The following is an 18,335-nucleotide window of genomic DNA, read 5'->3' as shown; positions in this document are numbered from 1 at the left end:
GACGAAGTTAGTGATCGGACACTAACTTTCGACCCATGAGCCCCCGGATGAGCGCCGGCGAGCGCCGCGAGATGGCGATCAAGGCCGCGATGGCCGAGTTCGCGAGCGGCGGCTACGAGGGCACGTCCACCGCGGCCATCGCCGAGCGCATCGGCGTCTCGCAGCCCTACATGTTCCGGCTGTTCCCGACCAAGCGCGCCCTGTTCCTCGCCGCCGCCGACCGCTGCTTCTCCGACATCGAGACCGTGCTGCGGGACGCGGCGGGCGGGCTGCACGGCAAGGAGGCCATGGTCGCGATGGCCGACGCCTACCGCCGCCTCCTGCGCGAGGACCCGACGTTGCTGCGCTTCCAGCTCAAGATCTACGGCGCCGCGGTCGGCGAGGACGAGCTGGCCCGGCTCGGCCACCACCGGTGGGCGCGGCTGTTCCGGCTGATCGGCGACCTGAGCGGCGCCCCGCCGGAGGAGGTCGTGCGGTTCATGGCGGTCGGCACGCTGGTGAACGTGCTGACCGCGTTCAAGGTCCCGCACACACCCGGCGACGAGCTGGGCCCGTCGCTGGACGCCTGGGCAGAGGGCCTGCGCGGCACCGATCCCGGCCGCTTCGACATCGACGACGCCGGCTCCCGCCCCGCGAAGGAGGAGGAGAGCCCGGACGGCCCGTGAACGGGCGGCCGTCCGGCGAGCGCCCATTTTTTTTACCCCTCTAAGTTAGTGAGTGATAACTAATGAAGGAGCCGCATCCCGTCCGGACCTTCATCGTCACCGGCATCGCGCTGTTCATGGTGGCGCTCGACAACCTCATCGTCACCAACGCGCTCCCCGACATCCGCACCGACCTCGACACCGGCCTCGAAGGCCTCGAATGGACGGTCAACGCCTACACGCTCACCTTCGCCGTGCTGCTACTGCCCGCCGCCGCGATCGCCGACCGGTGGGGGCGCCGCAGGCTGTTCATCGGCGGCCTCGCCGTCTTCACCGGCGCGTCCGCCGCCGCCGCGCTCGCCCCGGACATCGGCACGCTGATCGCGGCGCGCGCCGTCCAGGGCGCCGGCGGCGCGATCGTCATGCCGCTCACCCTCACCCTCCTCGCCGCCGCCGTGCCGCCGGCCCGGCGCGGCGTCGCGCTCGCCGCCTGGAGCATGATGAGCGGCCTCGGCGTCGCGCTCGGCCCCGTCCTCGGCGGCGCCGTCACCCAGGCCGCCACCTGGCAGTGGATCTTCTGGATCAACGTGCCCGTCGGCGCCGTGCTGCTCGCCCTCGCGCCCGGGTTCCTCACCGAGAGCCGCGGCGCCGCCAAGCGCCTCGACCTCACCGGCACCGTGCTCATCGCGGGCGGCGTCCTCGGGCTCGTCCTCGGCCTCGTCCGCGCCAACGAGCACGGCTGGACGAGCGCCCAGGTCCTCGGCGCGCTCATCGCCGGCGCCGTCCTCGTGACCGCCTTCGTCGCCTACGAGGCGCGCACCGCCGAGCCGATGCTGCCCCTGCGGATGTTCCGCAGCCGCGGCTTCAGCATCGTCAACGGTCTGTCCCTCGTCATGTCGTTCGGCATGTTCGGCGCGACGTTCCTGCTCATCCAGTTCATGCAGGGCGTCCAGCACATGAGCCCGCTCGGCGCCGGCGTCCGCTCCCTGCCCTGGACCGGCATGCCGCTGCTCATCGCCCCGCTCACCCCGCCGCTCATCGCCCGCCTCGGCATCCGGTACGTCCTCGCGATCGGGCTCGCGTTCCAGACCGCCGGCCTCGCCTGGCTCGCCGCCGTCCTCTCGCCGACCGTGGGCTACGCCGCGATGGTGCCCGCGTTCGTCCTCGCGGGCGTCGGCATGGCGCTGTTCTTCCCGCCGCTCGCCCGCGCCGTCCTCGGGTTCGCGCCGCCGGAGCTGTCCGGCGTGGCGTCCGGCGTGAGCAACTCGCTGCGCCAGCTCGGCACCGTCCTCGGCATCGCGGTCCTCGGCGCCGTCTTCGCCGCGCGGGGCGACTTCACCAGCCCGCAGGCGTTCACCGACGGCCTCCAGCCCGCCCTGTGGCTCGGCGTCGCCGCCATCGGCGCCGGAGCCGTCGCCGCCCTCCTCATCCCCGCCCACCTCCCGGTCACCGCCGAGCAGGCCCCCGCCGAAACCCCCGCCCCCGCCGAAACCCCCGCCTGACCACGCCGCCGCGGCGGGCCGTCCCCCAGCGGACGCCCCGCCGTGCCCCCGGCGACCTCAGCCCGCGCCCCCGCCTCCCGACGACCTCAGCCGACGACCCCAGCCCCGCTGCGACCTGAACCGTCGCGATCGCGAGCGAAGCCAAGTTCGAGCTTGCGAGAACTTGATCGCGCAGCGAGGCCCCCAGGGCCGAGCCGGAGCGATGCAGCGATCGCACGCAGTGCCCGTTGAAGGGAGGGCCTCCAGGGCCCGACCGCCGAGGGCGGTGCAGTCAACACAGCGATCGCACGCAGTGCCCGTTGAAGGAAGGCGCTCTAGCGCCTGACGCCGAGGGCACTGCAAACTAACTCCTCCAGGCGTCGATGCCGGCCAGGAGGCGTTTGCGGACGTCGTCCGGGGCGGCCGATGCGCGCACCGACTGGCGCGCCAGCTCCGCCAGCTCGGCGTCGGAGAAGCCGTGCACGTCGCGGACGATGTCGTACTGGCGGGCCAGCCGGGACCCGAACAGCAGCGGGTCGTCCGCGCCCAGCGCGATCGACGCGCCCGCCTCGAACAGCCGCCGTACCGGGACGTCCTCCGGCCGCGCTGCCACCCCCAGGCTCACGTTCGACGCCGGGCACACCTCCAGCGTCACGCCGCGGTCCACGATCCGCGCCAGCAGCCGGGGATCCTCCACGGCCCGCACGCCGTGCCCGATCCGGTCGGCGTCGAGGGTCTCCAGGCACTCGCGGACGCTCGCCGGGCCGAGCAGCTCGCCGCCGTGCGGGTCCGACAGCAGCCCGCCCCGCTTGGCGATCCGGAACGCCCCCTCGAAGTCGTAGGCCCGGCCGCGCCGCTCGTCGTTCGACAGCCCGAACCCCACGACGCCCTGCCCGGTGTACCGGACGGCCAGCCGTGCGAGCGTCTTGGCGTCGAGGGGATGCCGGGTCCGGTTCGCGGCGATCACCACGCCGATCCCGACGCCCGCCGCCTCGCCCGCCTCCCGCGCCGCGTCCAGCACCAGTTCGACGGTCGGCGTCAGCCCGCCGAACTTCGCCGCGTAGCCGCTCGGGTCCACCTGGATCTCCAGCCAGCCCGACCCTTCCGCCGCCTCGTCCTCCGCCGTTTCGCGGAGCAGCCGCCGCATGTCGTCGGGCGTCCGCAGGACGGAACGGGCGATGTCGTACAGCCGCTGGAACCGGAACCAGCCGCGCTCGTCGGTGGCGTGCAGCTTCGGCGGCCAGTCCTCCACCAGGGCGTCCGGCAGGTGGACGCCGTGCTCGGCGGCCAGTTCCACCAGCGTCGAATGCCGCATCGACCCGGTGAAGTGCAGGTGCAGGTGCGCCTTCGGGAGCAGGGCCACGTCCGGACGGCCGGAGCGGGGCCGCGCGGCGGCGGGCTCGCGGCGGGCCGGCTCCGCGTCCGCTCGCGCGGAACGGTCGTGGGACGGGCGGGGTGACACGGTACGGGCCTCCATGGACCAATGTTGCCGGATCGCGCGTCCCGCTGAACCCCCGCCCCACCAGGATCATCACACCGGACTACCCCGCATGGCACCCGGCGGCCATCCCCGCCCGTGGACATCACCGAAAAAACTTGGGAAACGCGTGCAACCCCGTTCCGTGGTCGCGCGTATACGAGGGGCGCAAGAGGAGAACAACCGGACGGGCAGAGAGGGACACAGACGATGATCACGCTGAAGGCCGCACTGATCGCGGCGGGCGCCATCGGGACCGTGGCCGTGGGCGGCGGCGCCACGTGGGCCATGACCGGCTCCCACCAGGACGCGGGCCTCCAGTCCGGCGACTCGAAGCTGCCGGCCGCGCACCGGGTCGTCGACGCCGCGCCGAAGACCGCGCCGACCTGCCTGCCGGCGCAGCCGCCGAAGAACGGCAAGCTGCCGAAGACCGGCGAGCTGCCGAAGACCGGCGCCCTGCCCAAGCCGGGCGACGTGCCGACCGCCGGCCTGCCGACGACCGGGAAGCTGCCCGAGGGCAAGGTGCCCGCGAGCAAGCTGCCCGGCACGGAGAAGCTCCGCAAGGACGCCGAGACCGCCAAGAAGAAGGCCGAGGCCGCCAAGCCCACGGTCAGCGTCCCGAACCCCGGCGTCCCCGGCGTCGTCGCCCCGGGTACCCAGCCGACCTCGCTCCCGTCCGGCCACCCGGAGCTGCCGGCGTGCGCGCCGTCCGCCAAGCCGCTGCCGAAGGGCGGCGTCCCGAGCACCAAGCCGTCCGCGCGCGTCCCCGGCAAGCCCGCGGTGCCCGCCGTGCCCGCGCTCGACTGCCGCACCCTCGCCCCCGCCGTGAAGATCGGCGGGCCCGTCGAGAAGACCGTCATGCTCGCCAAGGGCCTCAAGTACAGCGCCGCCACCCCCGGCACCGCCGACCTCAAGAAGCTGAACATCTGCGCCGTCACGCAGAAGTGGACCGGCAAGGCCGGCCGGTGGCTCACCGTCGAAACGCTGAAGACCCCCGCCGGGATGACGCAGAATCAGCTCCGGCAGGCTCTGAAGCTGCCCGAGGGCGGCACCCCGCTCACCGTCGACGGCTTCGCCGCCTACCAGGGGCCGCGCGGCGGCGGGGTCCTGGTGTTCGACCCGAACGGCTACTCGCTGTTCGTGAACGGCAGCCCCGTCCTCGCCGGCGGGCCGAAGGACGTCGCCACCGCCCTGCGGCAGGCGCAGTAGCGGCAAGGACCCGGGCGGACGGCCAGGCGCGGGGCCGTCCGCCCAGGACGCGGGATCCCCTCCACCCGGACGGAGCACAGTGGGGCGTCGAGACGACGAGTCGTTCGTTGAGTTCGTGGCGGAACGCGGCGATGCCCTGCTGCGCACCGCCTCGCTGATGTGCGGTGCCCGGCAGGACGCCGAGGACATCCTGCAGACCGCGCTGGAGAAGGCGTACCGGCACTGGGGCCGGCTGGACGCCGACACCGACCCCGAGCCCTACGTGCGCCGGATCCTGGTCAACCTGGTGATCAGCCGGTCCCGGCGCTGGAAGGTGCTGCGGGAGATCCACATGGCGAGGCCGCCCGAGACGCCGACGCTCCCGGGCACCCACGCCGTCGAGCTGAGGGGGACGCTCATGGACGAACTGCGCAGGCTCGGCGCCCGGCAGCGGGCGGTGCTGGTGCTGCGCTTCTGGGAGGACCTCTCGGAGGCGGAGACCGCACAGGTGCTCGGCTGCTCCGTCGGCACCGTCAAGAGCCAGGCCTCCCGGGGGCTCGCCAGACTCCGGGAGCGACTCGGCGCGAACCTGGCGCCAATGGGGAGCTGAACGATGGACCTGGAGAGCGAACTCCGCGCGGCCATGGCCGAGCAGGTGGCCGGGACGGCCGCGCCGCCCTCGCTCGTGGCCGACGTGCGGCGCCGCCACCGGCGCCGCACGAACCGGATCCGCGCCACCGTCGGCGTCGCCGCCGCGTCCGTCGCCGCGCTCGCCCTGGTGCCCACCTACCAGTCGTTCCGGGCCACACCTGCCGGAGACTCCGCCACCTCCCGCCCCTCGGGCGGACCGGCGATCCTCGAGCAGCCGGAACGGCGGCCCGCCTCGGGCCTCCCCGCGTCCCCGTCGCCAGAGGGGAGGCCCGAGGCGGGATCCACGCCGAAGCCGTCCGCGCGCCCGCGGTCCGGCGGCGACGCCGGCGGGGGAGGCGGGCGGCCCGGCGGCCCCGGCGCCACCGTGAAGCTCCCGGCGTGGGTCACGTACCTGCCGGGCGGCCTCACCGCCGCCGGCCCCTGCACGGTCACCGGCGACGCCAAGCGCCGCACCACCACCTGCAAATGGGGCGGGACGGACGGCTCGGTGCAGATCGCCCTCGTCAAGGGCAGCGGCGTCGGCCTCGCCGACCTCGCCCCCGTCGGCGGCGTCCCGACCCGCACCACCGTCCGCGGCATGCCCGCGCTCACCGGCGACCGCCCCGGCTCCGGCCGTCAGGTCTCCTGGATCGCCAAGCCCGGCACCGGCGTCACCGTCACCGCCGCCGGCACCGCGAAGGACCAGCTCATGCGCATCGCCGAAGGCGTGCGCCCCTAGACCACGCTCCGGCGGGGACGTCCTCGAATGGCGGAGAGGGGCCGCCAGGACGACCCCGCCGGAGCGTCCTCGAATGAGAAGGGCCCCGAGGCGAATGCCTCGGGGCCCTTCTCATTCGAGCTTCAGCTTGCCTCGTTGAGGAGCTTCGCCACGCGGGAGACGCCTTCGACGAGGTCGTCGTCGCCCAGGGCGTAGGAGAGGCGGAAGTAGCCGGGGGTGCCGAACGCCTCGCCGGGCACCAGCGCGACCTCGGCCTCCTCCAGGATCAGCGACGCCAGCTCCACCGACGTCTCCGGGCGCTTGCCGCGGATCTCCTTGCCGAGCAGCGCCTTCACCGACGGGTACGCGTAGAACGCCCCCTCCGGCTCCGGGCACACGATGCCGGGGATCTCGTTCAGCATCCTCACGATCGTCTGGCGGCGCCGGTCGAACGCCTTGCGCATCTCCGCGACCGCCGACAGGTCGCCGGTCACCGCGGCGAGCGCCGCGGCCTGCGAGACGTTCGCCACGTTCGACGTAGCGTGCGACTGCATGTTCGCGGCGGCCTTCACCACGTCCGCGGGGCCGATCAGCCAGCCCACCCGCCAGCCCGTCATCGCGTACGTCTTCGCCACGCCGTTCAGCACCAGCGTGCGGTCGGCCAGCTCCGGCACCACGACGGGCATCGAGTGGAACTCCGCGTCCCCGTACACGAGGTGCTCGTAGATCTCGTCGGTGATGACCCAGAGGCCGTGCTCGTCCGCCCAGCGGCCGATCGCCTCGATCTCGTCGCGCGAGTACACCGCGCCCGTCGGGTTGGACGGGGAGACGAACAGCAGCACCTTCGTCCGGTCGGTGCGGGCCGCCTCCAGCTGCTCGACGCTCACCTTGTAGCCGGTGGTCTCGTCGGCGACCACGTCCACCGGCACGCCGCCCGCCAGCTTGATCGACTCGGGGTAGGTCGTCCAGTACGGGGTCGGGACGAGCACCTCGTCGCCCGGGTCCAGCAGCGCCGCGAACGCCTCGTACACCGCCTGCTTGCCGCCGTTGGTCACCAGGACCTGCGACGCCTCGACCTTGTAGCCGGAGTCCCGCTCGGTCTTCTCGGCGATGGCGGCGCGCAGCTCCGGCAGCCCGCCCGCCGGCGTGTACTTGTGGAAGCGCGGCACCCGGCAGGCGGTCACCGCCGCCTCGACGATGTAGTCCGGCGTCGGGAAGTCGGGCTCGCCCGCGCCGAAGCCGATGACCGGGCGGCCCGCCGCCTTCAGGGCCTTGGCCTTGGCGTCCACGGCCAGCGTTGCGGACTCGGATATCGCGGCGATGCGCTTGGAGATGCGAGGACGGTCGATGCTCATATCCCTATCGTTACAGAAGCGAGGCCGTGACCCGAGCGATATATCCGGGCCGGTGGCACGGCGTCCGCGGCGGGCGCGGGGGTTCGCGCGCCGTCCGGTTCGACGCGGGGCGCTCGGCGACGTAGACTCACCTCCCTAGTGACGCGTCACCGGTATACGACCCTGTCCGCACACGGGCATCCCCAAGAGGTCGTAAGCTGGGGCACGGCACCCACCCGGTCCCGCGGCCGGGGTGTTCTCCTTAACCGGAGAATGAAGGGCAGTGGCTCAATTGGTAGAGCTCCGGTCTCCAAAACCGGCGGTTGGGGGTTCGAGTCCCTCCTGCCCTGCGAGGTGCGGTGCGCGCACCGGTGCCGGCCGCGCCACGGCGCCCGCCGTGGCGTCCCGCGGCGCGGGTCCGCGCGACAACCACTGGGTGGTTGGAACACGACCTATGAGGTGAACGGCGGCAATGGCGACTGAGACGCGCGGCGAGGCCGCGGCCAAGGACGAGGGCAAGGGGAAGCCCGCCCCCAGGCGGACCACCCCGGCGCTGTTCGTGCGCCAGGTCATCGCCGAGCTGCGCAAGGTCATCTGGCCGACCCGCCGCGAACTCGTCACCTACACCACCGTGTCGCTGGTGTTCGTGCTGATCATGGTCGCGATCGTGTCCGGATTCGACTACGGCCTGCAGAAGGGGATCTACGAGATCTTCGGCTGAGCCCGACCCGCCGCGCGGTCACCGCCGCCCGGCCCGGCCGCACCACCCGCAAGCCAGCACCGTAAATCCATCACCGCAGACCGTCCGGAGAGAGAGTCACCGTGTCCGAGCCCTCACAGCCGCCCTACGACGAGGCCGTTGACGAGGCCCAGTCCGCCGCGGCTGCTGCGGCCGGCCAGGCGGCCGAGCCCGCCGAGGACGCGGCCGAGGCCGCCGTCGCCGCCGGCGAGGCCGAGCCCGCGGACGAGAAGCTCGAGGGCGAGGGCGTCGCCCCCGACGCCGCCGCGGACGCCGCCGACCTCGCCGAGGCCGTCGAGGGCGCCGAGGCCGCGGACGTGCCCGCCGCCGAGGAGGGCGCGGACGAAGAGGCCGGCGAGGAGGCCGCGGACGAAGAGGCCGAGGCCGAGCCGCCCGCCGACCCGTACGCCGACTTCAAGATGCAGCTGCGCCTCCAGCCGGGCGACTGGTACGTCGTGCACTCCTACGCGGGGTACGAGAACCGGGTCAAGACCAACATCGAGACCCGCACCCAGACCCTCAACATGGAGGACTACATCTTCCAGATCGAGGTCCCCCAGCACGAGGTGACCGAGATCAAGGGCGGCAAGCGGCAGAAGGTCAACGAGAAGGTCCTGCCGGGCTACATCCTCGTCCGGATGGAGCTGACCGACGAGTCGTGGGCCGCGGTCCGCAACACGCCGGGCGTGACCGGGTTCGTCGGCCTGCTGAACAAGCCGTCCCCGCTGAGCCTGGACGAGGTCGCCAACCTGCTGGCGCCGGAGCCGGAGGAGGGCGTCGCCAAGGCCAAGGAGCAGGCCAAGGTCGCCGCCACCGTCGACTTCGAGGTCGGCGAGTCGGTCACCGTCATGGACGGCCCGTTCGCCACCCTCCCCGCGACCGTCAACGAGATCAACGCCGAGCAGCAGAAGCTCAAGGTGCTGGTCTCGATCTTCGGCCGGGAGACGCCGGTCGAGCTCAGCTTCAACCAGGTCTCCAAGATCTGACGCATCCCCGCGCGAGCGGGGCACGAGTTTCCAAGCGGTTCCTACACGGCGGACGCGTCCCGCCGCCGTGTTGCCCGGGCGACCGGGAGTCGGAACCACCGATCAACGGGACATAGGGGTTCATATGCCTCCGAAGAAGAAGATCGCCGCACTCGTCAAGGTGCAGCTGCAGGCCGGCCAGGCCACGCCGGCGCCGCCGGTGGGTACCGCGCTCGGTCCGCACGGCGTCAACATCATGGACTTCTGCAAGCAGTACAACGCCGCCACGGAGTCCCAGCGCGGCAACGTCATCCCCGTAGAGATCACCATCTACGAGGACCGGTCGTTCACCTTCGTCACCAAGACCCCGCCGGCCGCGCAGCTCATCCTGAAGGCCGCCGGTGTCGAGAAGGGCAGCGGCGAGCCGCACAAGACCAAGGTCGGCTCGGTCACCGCGGACCAGATCCGCGAGATCGCCACGACCAAGATGCCCGACCTCAACGCCAAGGACCTGGCGGCCGCGGAGAAGATCGTCGCGGGCACCGCGCGGTCGATGGGCATCGAGGTCAAGTAGTTCACCACCCAGTGGCAGGGCCGGGCGCGGCCCGTACCACGAGTTCCTTGGAGGAACGAGCATGAAGCGCAGCAAGGGCTACCGCGCGGCGGCCGAGAAGATCGACCGGGAGCGGCTGTACAGCCCGGCCGAGGCCGTCAAGCTGGCCAAGGAGACCACTGTCACCAAGTTCGACGCGACCGTCGAGGTCGCGCTGCGGCTCGGGGTCGACCCGCGCAAGGCGGACCAGATGGTGCGCGGCACCGTCAACCTGCCGCACGGCACCGGCAAGACGGCCCGCGTGCTGGTGTTCGCGGGCGGCGCGAAGGCGGAGGAGGCCCGCGAGGCCGGCGCCGACCTCGTCGGGTCGGACGACATGATCGAGCGGATCCAGGGCGGGTTCCTGGAGTTCGACGCGGTCGTGGCGACGCCGGACCAGATGGGCAAGGTCGGCCGCCTCGGCCGGGTGCTCGGCCCGCGCGGCCTGATGCCGAACCCGAAGACCGGCACGGTGACGATGGACGTGGCGAAGGCCGTCACCGACATCAAGGGCGGCAAGATCGAGTTCCGGGTGGACCGGCACGCGAACCTGCACTTCATCATCGGCAAGGCGTCGTTCAACGAGCGCCAGCTGGTGGAGAACTACGCGGCGGCGGTCGAGGAGATCCAGCGGCTCAAGCCGTCCGCGGCGAAGGGCCGGTACGTGAAGAAGGCCGCGCTGACGACGTCGATGGGGCCGAGCATCCCCGTCGACCCGAACGCGGTCCGCAACCTCACCGCGGAGCTCGACGAGGCCTGATCGCGGGCTTCCCGGCCCGCGGCCGGAACGGGCGAAACGGCAGGGCGTCTCCTTCGGGAGGCGCCCTGCCGCGTTTCGCGGGGCGTTCCGCTGAGCGGCATCGGCGGGCCGGGCGGGCGGGCCCGGCCGGTAGATTGCGTCGCCGGATCTTGAGGAGAGGGGCGTGATGGGCGGATCGCCGCGCGGGGACCTCCAACGGCTCTACGACGTGCTCGACGCCGCGGCGGAGGACGCCCCCGACGCTCCGGCGCTGTCGGTGGACGGGACGACATGGTCGTTCCGAGAACTGCGCGCGCACACGGACGCGCTGAGCGCCTACCTGAGCGAGCGGTGCCCGCCGGGGGCGCGCGTGGCGCTGCTAGCGCACAACCGGCTGGAGTACGTGGCCGCCTATTACGGGGTCCCGCTGGACGGCCGGGTCCTCGTGCCGCTCAACCAGCGGCTGCATCCCCGGGAGTGGGCCGACCAGATCGCGCGGAGCGGCGCGGCGCTCGTCCTCGGTGAGCCGGACCTGCTCGACCGGCTGGCCGGCGAGGGAGAACTGGGCGCCGGGCACCCACCGCTCGTCCCCGTCACCGAGGTGCCGTGGGATGCGCCGGCACGGCCCGCCCGCACCGAACCGAGCGCGGACGAGGTCGCGTGGCTGATGCTCACCAGCGGGACGACGGGCCGTCCCAAGGGTGTGCGGCTCACGCACCGGAGCCTGCTCGCGGGCCTGCGGGTGTCGGCGTCGGGGCGTCCGGTCCGTCCGGGGGACGTGTTCTGCACGCCGTTCCCGCTGTGCCATGTGGCGGGTTACCAGGTGATGCTGCATCACCTGTTCCGGCGGCACGCGGTGGTGATGCGCCGGTTCCGTCCGGCGGACCTGGTGGAGGCGGCGCGGCGGCACGGCGTCACGAACGTGTCGCTGGCGCCGACGATGCTGGAGGACCTGCTCGCCCACCTCGCGGACGACCCGGCCGCACTGGCGGTGCTGCGCGGCGCGCTGCGGGTGGTCTCGTACGGTTCGGCGCCGATGCCGGTTCCGCTGCTGCGCCGCGTCCACGACGTGCTCGGCTGCGACCTCAACCAGGGTTTCGGGATGACGGAGCTGTCCGGCAACGCGACGTTCCTGTCCCCGGACGACCACCGCGCCGCCCTCGCGTCGAGGCCCGAGCTCGCGGCGTCGGCGGGACGTCCCGCCGAGGGCGTCGAGATCGGGGTGATCGGCGAGGACGGGGCGCCGGTGCCGCCGGGGGCGCTCGGCGAGGTCGTCGTGCGGGGCGCGCAGGTGACGCCCGGCTACTGGGACGACCCGGCCGCCACCGCCGAGGCGTTCGCGGGGGACTGGTTCCGCACCGGCGACGTCGGCCGCGTCGACGAGGACGGCTACCTGTACCTGGTCGACCGCCTCAAGGACGTGATCGTGACCGGGGGCGAGAACGTCTCGTCCCGTGAGGTGGAGGACGTGCTGCGCACGGTCCCGGGCGTCGGGGAGGTCGCCGTCGTGGGGCTGCCGGACCCGCGCTGGGGCCAGTCGGTGTGCGCGGTGATCGTGGCGGACGGCGCGCGTCCGGCGGACGAGGAGCTGATCGGCGCGTGCCGGGCGAGGCTCGCCGGGTTCAAGACGCCGCGCCGCATCGAGTACGTCGACGCGCTGCCGCGCACCGGCACCGGCAAGATCCGCAAGGCGGTGCTCCGCGACCGCCTGGCCGGGGCCTGAGACGCGGTCGCGCGCGGGCCCCGCGCCGCGCCTCCGCATCGTGAAATGGCGCTGACCTGCGGGATACCGCGAACCGCGGCCGCATCAGGACAGTTCTATTGGACTGATTGTTTTGTTGCGTTTGGTGTGCTTGGTGTTGAATCGTCCTTGTGAAGCGCCGAACCGACCGGATCATCGCCGTCTCCGCCGTCACGGCCGTGGCCGTCGTGCCCACCGCGATCCTGATGGCGGTGAAGACGGGCGTCATGGCGTCGAAGGACTCGGGCGACCTGCCGCCGAGCGCGCAGATGGCGCAGGCGGACCCGGCGAACCCGAACAGCGCGACGTCCGGCGCGGTGACGCCGTCCGCGTCCGGCGCGCCGGGCTCGGGCACCGGAACCGGCGGCGGCACGCCGGGCGGGCGGACGACCGGGACCGGCGGCACCGCCGCGAACCCGTCGCCGAAGCCCGGCCCCGAGTTGAAGTCGTTCGTCCGCAAGACGAGCGTGATGGTGTCGTACGGGAAGAGCGGCGACTACAAGCAGGCCACCGAGACGGCGACGATCAGCCTGTGGCCGTCGTTCTCGATGAACGCGGTCGGCGTCACGCAGACGATGAAGGACGGCACGCTCAGCGAGATCACCCAGAAGGTGATCATCAGCGGCGCCACGCTGTCCGGGTTCGACGGCGAGAAGTGGACGAAGTCCAAGCTGAGCGCCGCGCAGCTGGAGAAGCTGCGGGCCGGCTCCGACCCGCGGCAGTTCACCTACCTCATCCGCGGCGTGCCCGGCAACGTCGTGACCGGCCCGGACGCGAACGGCCGCACCTACTACCTCGCGAAGGCGCTGATGGGCAGCGTGTACGGCCTGCTGCCGAAGGAGGCCGCGGACGAGGCCCGCAAGGTGATCCCGGACGACGCCGGCGTCTCGCTCGAACTGTCCTCGGGGAAGCAGGACCGGCCGGCGACGATCGGGCTGGCGGCGAACGCGCCCGGCGGCACGTTCAACGGCACGATGAACTTCGGCTCCTACCGCTGACACCCTCCCGGAACGCCCGTTCGGACTCTCCAGGAACGCCCGCCCGGACCCTCCGGGAACGCCGCTCGACCCGTCCCGGAACGCCCGCCGCGCGCGCTCTGGGACACGTCCGTTCGGCCATGTACGGGGTACGCCGATGGTCGTACCGCAGTGGGACCCGTTCGTACCACCGGGGGATGTAGCGCCGTTAGCGCCCCGACAGACTGGGGAACACCAGCAGGGCGACAAGGGAGGCCGAATCCTCATGAACCGACGACTGGTAGTGGCCGCCGGAGGCACCGCCGTGGGTGCCGCGCTCCTCCTGTCCGGGTGCAACGGGGACGGGTCGGGCTCGAACGCGAACATGAAGCTGAGCGCCAACGAGGCGCTGCTGAAATCCTCACAGAAGACGGCGCAGTCGGACACCTTCAAGGCCGACCTGACCGTCACCGGCTCCGGCTCGGACTCCGGGAAGATCCACGCGACGGGCCAGTTCCGGCTCAAGCCGACGCTGAAGTTCAGCGCGCAGCTGGACGACGTCACCCACAACGGGCAGACCGTCCCGGGCGCCAAGGGCCAGGCGATCTTCACCGACAACACGCTGTACGCCAAGGTGCCGCAGCTCGCGCAGTTCGTCACCGGCGGCAAGCCGTGGGTGAAGATCGACGTGAACCAGGTGTCCCAGCGCACCGGCTTCGACGTGCAGAACCTCGTGAACCAGGTCGAGAAGGTCAACCCGGCCGAGCAGACCAAGATGTTCACCGGCTCCAAGGACGCCCACCGGGTCGGCACCGAGACGGTCGACGGCGTCAAGACCGTCCACTACGCCGGCACGGTCACCGTCCAGGACGCGCTGAACCGGCTCGACGCCCAGACCCGCGACAAGGTCGATGGCTGGCTGCCGAAGGACCACGCCAACGGCAAGATCAACTTCGATCTGTGGACGGACGGGAACAACCTGCCGCGCAAGCTCGTGTCCAAGGCGTCCGACAAGCAGGGCGACAACGGCTCGGTGACGGTGCTCTACAGCGACTACGGCAAGTCCTTCGGGGTGAACCCGCCGCCGTCCGACCAGGTCGGCACCATGTCGCTCGGGTCCCTGCTGGGCGGAAACTGACGCACAGCTCACACACGGACATCACAGGACAGACTGAACCCCGCTAGTCTCCCCTGCGTCTCATTCAGGGTCCGGTCCGAGCGTCCGGGCATCACGACGCAGACCGAGGAGATTCCCCCATGATCCGACGTTTCGCCGCGGGCACGGCGGCCGCCGCCGGCCTCGCCCTCGCGCTGACCGGCTGTCTCGGCGACGCCGGCAACAAGGTGGACGAGGCCGGCAAGAACATCAAGCTGACCGCCGCGCAGGTGCTCGGCAAGACGGCGCAGAAGACCGGCCAGATCGACTCCTTCCAGGCCGACATGTCGATGACGTCGACCGGCTCGCCCAGCGGCGACATCGACATGTCCGGCACGATGCAGTACCGGACGAAGCCCGACCTGGCCTTCGGCATGAACTTCGACAGCATGTCGGTCGGCGGCAAGTCGATGGCCGGCATCAAGGAGGTGCTGGTCGGCCGCACGATCTACATGAAGATCCCGCAGCTGGCGCAGCTCGGCGGCGGCGCGTCCGCGAAGACCTGGGTGAAGCTGTCGCTGGACGAGGTCGGCGCGAAGTCCGGGCTGAACATGGACCAGCTGCTCCAGCAGTCGCAGCAGATGGACCCGGTGCAGAACACCAAGATGCTGACGGCGTCCAAGGACGCGCGCGAGGTCGGCAAGGAGACGGTGAACGGCATCCAGACCACGCACTTCACCGGCACCTACCGGATGGCGGACGCGGTCGCGAAGCTCCCCGCCGACCAGCGCCAGGCGTACGAGAAGAACCTGGCGAAGTCCGGCATGAACGGCGACATGCACTTCGACCTGTGGGTGGACGGGCAGCAACTGCCCCGCAAGATGACGATGAAGACCGGCCAGACCGCCGCCGGCGTCATGACGATCACCACCAGCTACCGCGACTTCGGCAAGCCGGTGCAGGTCACCGCGCCGCCGGCGAACGAGGTCACCGACTTCGCCTCGCTGATGAAGGGCATGGGCGCCGGCCTCACCCCGGGCGCCTGACGCGAACGAAGGATGGAGAGGGCCGCGCTGCCGAACAGCGCGGCCCTCCGCCGATTCGGCCGCGCGCCCGATTCGGCCTCGCACCCGATTTGGCCTCGCGCCGTCCCGGCACGTACTCTGTTGTCTGCCGAAGACCGCCGGTCGCCGTTCCGCGAGGGACGGCCGAAGGTCCCGATCCGTTCGGGCGGCCTGCGTAGGTGAGACGTGAGCCTTCCGCTTGGCCTTCCCGGGCCTGGCATGACGCCCCGTGCACACCTGCGCCGGGGCGTTTTTTGGTGGATCGGCGCCCGACCCGCGAGGGCCGGGCGAGGGTCCTGACCACCCAGGTAATCGGAAGGAGGCCACATGGCTAAGGCCGAGAAGGCCGCGGCGATCGCCGAGCTCAAGAACGACTTCGAGAGCTCCAACGGCGCCGTGCTGACCGAGTACCGCGGGCTGACGGTGGCGCAGCTCAAGGAGCTGCGCACCAACCTCGGCGAGACCGCGAAGTTCGCCGTGGTGAAGAACACGCTGACCAAGCGCGCCGCGAACGAGGCCGGTGTCGACGAGCAGTTCCGCGAGCTGCTCGAAGGCCCGTCGGCCATCGCGTTCGTCCGCGGCGACGTGGTCGAGGCCGCCAAGGGCCTGCGTGACTTCGCCAAGGCCAACCCGCTGCTGGTGATCAAGGGCGGCTTCATCGACGGCAAGTCGATGGACGCCGCGGAGATCACCCGGCTGGCGGACCTCGAGTCCCGCGAGGTCCTGCTGGCCAAGCTGGCCGGTGCGATGAAGGGCTCCATGGCCAACGCGGCCGCGCTCTTCAACGCCCTGCCGACGCAGGCGGCCCAGCTCGCCGAGGCGCTGCGCGCCAAGCGCGAGGCCGGCGGCGAGACCGCCGAGGCCCCCGCCGACGCGCCGGCCGCCGAGGCCGCCGACGAGGCACCCGCCGAGTAGGCACCCGCGGTTCCCCGTAAGACCCCAGATCGTTAAGCCATAGCGGAGGAAACATCATGGCGAAGCTCAGCACCGACGAGCTGCTCGACGCGTTCAAGGAGATGACCCTCCTCGAGCTGTCCGACTTCGTGAAGCAGTTCGAGGACGTCTTCGACGTCAAGGCCGCCGCGCCCGTCGCGGCCGTGGCCGCCGCCCCCGCCGCCGGTGCCGCCGGCGGTGGCGAGGAGGCCGCCGCGCAGGACGAGTTCGACGTCATCCTCGAGGGTGCCGGCGACAAGAAGATCCAGGTCATCAAGGAGGTTCGCACCCTGACGAGCCTCGGCCTCAAGGAGGCCAAGGACCTGGTCGACGGCGCGCCGAAGCCGCTGCTCGAGAAGGTCAACAAGGAGACGGCCGACAAGGCCAAGGAGGCCCTGGAGAAGGCCGGCGCGACGGTCACCGTCAAGTAAGGCGCTCCGGAGCGTCCGGGGCCCGCGCGGCTCCGCTGCTCTTTCGAGGCGGCCGTCCCACCTTCGGGTGGGGCGGCCGCCTCTTTTCGTGCCGGGTCCTTGCGCAGGTGGGCGGGCGTGTCGCCGGTCCGTGAGCGGGCGGGTTGTCGTGCGGGTGCAAGGGAGGGCGCGTTCCGGGTGGGTTTCCTGTGGGGGAGTGATAAAGAGCTGGTGAAAAGCGTGTGCCGGGGCGGGTTGTGCGGTAGTCGGCGGGCGGCGTAGCGTCCCGTTCTGGCGCTGTGGCCACACCCGGCCGCTCCTGTCCCGGCCGGCGGTTCCAGCGCGCCGCCGCACCCCCCCGCTTGAGGCGCCGGTTCTTGGACCACTAGTCTCATAGGGCCCGTAAGTAACGATTGTCTTACGACGTCGGATTTTGCCGCTGATCTGGGGTGGAACCCCTTCCATTTGGACGGGGGGCCGCTACGGTAGTGGCACCCGTCACGGCTACCGGACGGTAGCAACGAGGCGGACACGAGGTGTGACGGGCAGACAGAGCCAGAGTGCTACTCGCTCATTGGTTCGGGATTCCCCCGGCCTGGACGAAAGGTGACGAGTGGGCGTCGAGATCAGAGTCGAGGGCCTGACCAAGTCCTTCGGCCGCCAGGTGATCTGGCAGGACGTGTCGCTGACCATCCCCGCAGGTGAGATCTCCGTTCTTCTGGGCCCGTCCGGTACCGGCAAGTCGGTCTTCCTGAAGTCCCTCGTCGGCCTGCTCAAGCCGAACCGCGGGCACATCTGGATCGGCGACAAGGACCTCCCGTACCTGCCCGAGTCGCAGCTCTACGAGACCCGCAAGCTGTTCGGCGTGCTGTTCCAGGACGGCGCGCTGTTCGGGTCGATGAACCTGTTCGACAACATCGCCTTCCCGCTGCGCGAGCACACCAAGAAGTCCGAGTCCGAGGTCAAGCGCATCGTCCTCGAGAAGATGGAGATGGTCGGCCTCCTCGGCGCCGAGTACAAGCTGCCCGGCGAGATCTCCGGCGGTATGAAGAAGCGCGCCGGCCTCGCCCGCGCCCTCGTGCTGGACCCCGAGATCCTGCTGATCGACGAGCCGGACTCCGGCCTCGACCCGGTCCGCACCGCGTTCCTGAACCAGGTGTTCATCGACCTGAACGCGCAGCTCAACGCCACGTTCCTGATCGTCACCCACGACATCAACACCGCCCGCACCATCCCCGACAACATCGGCCTGCTGTACCAGCGGCACCTGGCGATGTTCGGGCCGCGGGAGATGCTGCTGTCCAGCGAGGAGCCGGTCGTCCGGCAGTTCCTCAACGCCAGCAAGATCGGCCCGATCGGCATGTCGGAGGAGAAGGACGCCTCCGAGCTCGAGGCCGAGTCGAAGATGGGCCTGGACTCCGGCAAGCTGCCCCCCATCCCGCCGCAGCAGATGCCCAGCAACGGCATGCTGCGCGCCGGCATGCACGCCCCCGGCGCCTGGTGCGCCGCGCACGGCGTCACGCCGCCGCCCGGGTCGTTCATCGACGACCTCGGCCGCAACTGGGTGGAGGAGTGGCCGCGGTACGTGGCGTCCATGTCCGCCGGCGCGGCCGCCGCCCCGGCGGCCC

General features: G+C 71.6%; 18 protein-coding genes and 1 tRNA gene. 17 read left to right on the top strand and 2 right to left on the bottom strand.

Features of this window, described 5'->3' with window-relative positions; genetic code table 11:
• The first annotated feature begins 35 nt into the window (after positions 1 to 35).
• Both F9B16_RS13645 and F9B16_RS13640 read left to right on the top strand, forming a co-directional pair.
• Positions 36 to 665 (top strand): TetR/AcrR family transcriptional regulator, encoded by a 630-nt coding sequence (locus F9B16_RS13645; RefSeq protein WP_151540411.1) that lies wholly within the window; start codon positions 36 to 38, stop codon positions 663 to 665.
• A gap of 62 nt (positions 666 to 727) precedes the next feature.
• Entirely contained in the window at positions 728 to 2,146 is a 1,419-nt protein-coding gene (locus F9B16_RS13640; RefSeq protein ID WP_151540410.1) for an MFS transporter, read from the top strand.
• A gap of 343 nt (positions 2,147 to 2,489) precedes the next feature.
• Here the strand turns inward: F9B16_RS13640 and F9B16_RS13635 are convergent, their stop codons facing one another.
• Positions 2,490 to 3,602 (bottom strand): adenosine deaminase, encoded by a 1,113-nt coding sequence (locus F9B16_RS13635; protein ID WP_151540409.1) that lies wholly within the window; start codon positions 3,600 to 3,602, stop codon positions 2,490 to 2,492.
• A gap of 210 nt (positions 3,603 to 3,812) precedes the next feature.
• Between F9B16_RS13635 and F9B16_RS13630 the strand changes: the two genes are divergently transcribed.
• From F9B16_RS13630 to F9B16_RS13620, 3 genes are all read left to right on the top strand, one after another.
• Positions 3,813 to 4,811: a hypothetical protein gene (locus F9B16_RS13630; protein ID WP_151540408.1), complete on the top strand. Its 999-nt coding sequence runs from the start codon at positions 3,813 to 3,815 to the stop codon at positions 4,809 to 4,811.
• Between the two features lie 79 nt (positions 4,812 to 4,890).
• Positions 4,891 to 5,400, top strand: a complete 510-nt coding sequence (locus F9B16_RS13625; RefSeq protein ID WP_151540407.1) for a SigE family RNA polymerase sigma factor — start codon at positions 4,891 to 4,893, stop codon at positions 5,398 to 5,400.
• A 3-nt stretch (positions 5,401 to 5,403) separates the two neighbouring features.
• Positions 5,404 to 6,159 (top strand): hypothetical protein, encoded by a 756-nt coding sequence (locus tag F9B16_RS13620; protein ID WP_151540406.1) that lies wholly within the window; start codon positions 5,404 to 5,406, stop codon positions 6,157 to 6,159.
• A gap of 122 nt (positions 6,160 to 6,281) precedes the next feature.
• On the opposite strand, the gene F9B16_RS13615 is transcribed toward F9B16_RS13620, so the two are convergent.
• Positions 6,282 to 7,493 (bottom strand): pyridoxal phosphate-dependent aminotransferase, encoded by a 1,212-nt coding sequence (locus F9B16_RS13615; protein WP_151540405.1) that lies wholly within the window; start codon positions 7,491 to 7,493, stop codon positions 6,282 to 6,284.
• Between the two features lie 256 nt (positions 7,494 to 7,749).
• Here F9B16_RS13615 and F9B16_RS13610 point away from each other — a divergent pair.
• The 12 genes from F9B16_RS13610 to F9B16_RS13555 form a co-directional block, all read left to right on the top strand.
• A tRNA-Trp gene (locus tag F9B16_RS13610) sits at positions 7,750 to 7,822 on the top strand.
• A 122-nt stretch (positions 7,823 to 7,944) separates the two neighbouring features.
• Positions 7,945 to 8,193: a preprotein translocase subunit SecE gene (gene secE, locus F9B16_RS13605; protein ID WP_151540404.1), complete on the top strand. Its 249-nt coding sequence runs from the start codon at positions 7,945 to 7,947 to the stop codon at positions 8,191 to 8,193.
• Positions 8,194 to 8,294: 101 nt separating this feature from the next.
• Positions 8,295 to 9,197, top strand: coding sequence for a transcription termination/antitermination protein NusG (gene nusG, locus F9B16_RS13600; RefSeq protein WP_192808774.1), 903 nt, complete (start codon positions 8,295 to 8,297; stop codon positions 9,195 to 9,197).
• Positions 9,198 to 9,321: 124 nt separating this feature from the next.
• Entirely contained in the window at positions 9,322 to 9,750 is a 429-nt protein-coding gene (gene rplK / locus F9B16_RS13595) for a 50S ribosomal protein L11 (protein ID WP_151540403.1), read from the top strand.
• A gap of 61 nt (positions 9,751 to 9,811) precedes the next feature.
• Positions 9,812 to 10,528 carry a 50S ribosomal protein L1 gene (gene rplA, locus F9B16_RS13590; RefSeq protein ID WP_151540402.1) on the top strand — a complete coding sequence of 239 codons (717 nt, stop codon included), beginning with the start codon at positions 9,812 to 9,814 and terminating at the stop codon, positions 10,526 to 10,528.
• A 166-nt stretch (positions 10,529 to 10,694) separates the two neighbouring features.
• Entirely contained in the window at positions 10,695 to 12,230 is a 1,536-nt protein-coding gene (locus F9B16_RS13585) for a class I adenylate-forming enzyme family protein (protein WP_151540401.1), read from the top strand.
• Positions 12,231 to 12,379: 149 nt separating this feature from the next.
• Complete coding sequence (locus tag F9B16_RS13580; protein WP_151540400.1) at positions 12,380 to 13,246, top strand: hypothetical protein; 867 nt, start codon at positions 12,380 to 12,382, stop codon at positions 13,244 to 13,246.
• Between the two features lie 244 nt (positions 13,247 to 13,490).
• Complete coding sequence (locus F9B16_RS13575; protein WP_151540399.1) at positions 13,491 to 14,342, top strand: LolA-like protein; 852 nt, start codon at positions 13,491 to 13,493, stop codon at positions 14,340 to 14,342.
• 119 nt (positions 14,343 to 14,461) lie between these two features.
• The gene (locus tag F9B16_RS13570; protein ID WP_151540398.1) at positions 14,462 to 15,346 is read left to right on the top strand and encodes a LolA-like protein; all 885 of its coding nucleotides are present in this window, start codon (positions 14,462 to 14,464) and stop codon (positions 15,344 to 15,346) included.
• A gap of 345 nt (positions 15,347 to 15,691) precedes the next feature.
• Positions 15,692 to 16,279 carry a 50S ribosomal protein L10 gene (gene rplJ / locus F9B16_RS13565; RefSeq protein WP_151540397.1) on the top strand — a complete coding sequence of 196 codons (588 nt, stop codon included), beginning with the start codon at positions 15,692 to 15,694 and terminating at the stop codon, positions 16,277 to 16,279.
• Between the two features lie 56 nt (positions 16,280 to 16,335).
• Complete coding sequence (gene rplL / locus F9B16_RS13560; RefSeq protein ID WP_151540396.1) at positions 16,336 to 16,728, top strand: 50S ribosomal protein L7/L12; 393 nt, start codon at positions 16,336 to 16,338, stop codon at positions 16,726 to 16,728.
• A gap of 592 nt (positions 16,729 to 17,320) precedes the next feature.
• Positions 17,321 to 18,335 (top strand): ABC transporter ATP-binding protein (locus tag F9B16_RS13555; protein ID WP_225991605.1); only part of this gene is annotated, 1,015 nt, incomplete at its 3' end.

Origin of the sequence: Actinomadura montaniterrae (assembly GCF_008923365.1) — a bacterium.
Lineage (GTDB): Bacteria > Actinomycetota > Actinomycetes > Streptosporangiales > Streptosporangiaceae > Spirillospora > Spirillospora montaniterrae.
Note: the sequence above shows the minus strand (reverse complement) of the source record. Positions and strands in the feature narration are given on the sequence as shown.

Bases quoted from the DNA above. Each gene is read 5' to 3' on its own strand.
- F9B16_RS13645 (WP_151540411.1), top strand. From the start codon at position 36: ATGAGCCCCCGGATGAGCGCCGGCGAGCGCCGCGAGATGGCGATCAAG.
- F9B16_RS13640 (WP_151540410.1), top strand. From the start codon at position 728: ATGAAGGAGCCGCATCCCGTCCGGACCTTCATCGTCACCGGCATCGCG.
- F9B16_RS13635 (WP_151540409.1), bottom strand. From the start codon at position 3,602: ATGGAGGCCCGTACCGTGTCACCCCGCCCGTCCCACGACCGTTCCGCG.
- F9B16_RS13630 (WP_151540408.1), top strand. From the start codon at position 3,813: ATGATCACGCTGAAGGCCGCACTGATCGCGGCGGGCGCCATCGGGACC.
- F9B16_RS13620 (WP_151540406.1), top strand. From the start codon at position 5,404: ATGGACCTGGAGAGCGAACTCCGCGCGGCCATGGCCGAGCAGGTGGCC.
- F9B16_RS13615 (WP_151540405.1), bottom strand. From the start codon at position 7,493: ATGAGCATCGACCGTCCTCGCATCTCCAAGCGCATCGCCGCGATATCC.
- secE (WP_151540404.1), top strand. From the start codon at position 7,945: ATGGCGACTGAGACGCGCGGCGAGGCCGCGGCCAAGGACGAGGGCAAG.
- rplK (WP_151540403.1), top strand. From the start codon at position 9,322: ATGCCTCCGAAGAAGAAGATCGCCGCACTCGTCAAGGTGCAGCTGCAG.
- rplA (WP_151540402.1), top strand. From the start codon at position 9,812: ATGAAGCGCAGCAAGGGCTACCGCGCGGCGGCCGAGAAGATCGACCGG.
- F9B16_RS13585 (WP_151540401.1), top strand. From the start codon at position 10,695: ATGGGCGGATCGCCGCGCGGGGACCTCCAACGGCTCTACGACGTGCTC.
- F9B16_RS13575 (WP_151540399.1), top strand. From the start codon at position 13,491: ATGAACCGACGACTGGTAGTGGCCGCCGGAGGCACCGCCGTGGGTGCC.
- F9B16_RS13570 (WP_151540398.1), top strand. From the start codon at position 14,462: ATGATCCGACGTTTCGCCGCGGGCACGGCGGCCGCCGCCGGCCTCGCC.
- rplJ (WP_151540397.1), top strand. From the start codon at position 15,692: ATGGCTAAGGCCGAGAAGGCCGCGGCGATCGCCGAGCTCAAGAACGAC.
- rplL (WP_151540396.1), top strand. From the start codon at position 16,336: ATGGCGAAGCTCAGCACCGACGAGCTGCTCGACGCGTTCAAGGAGATG.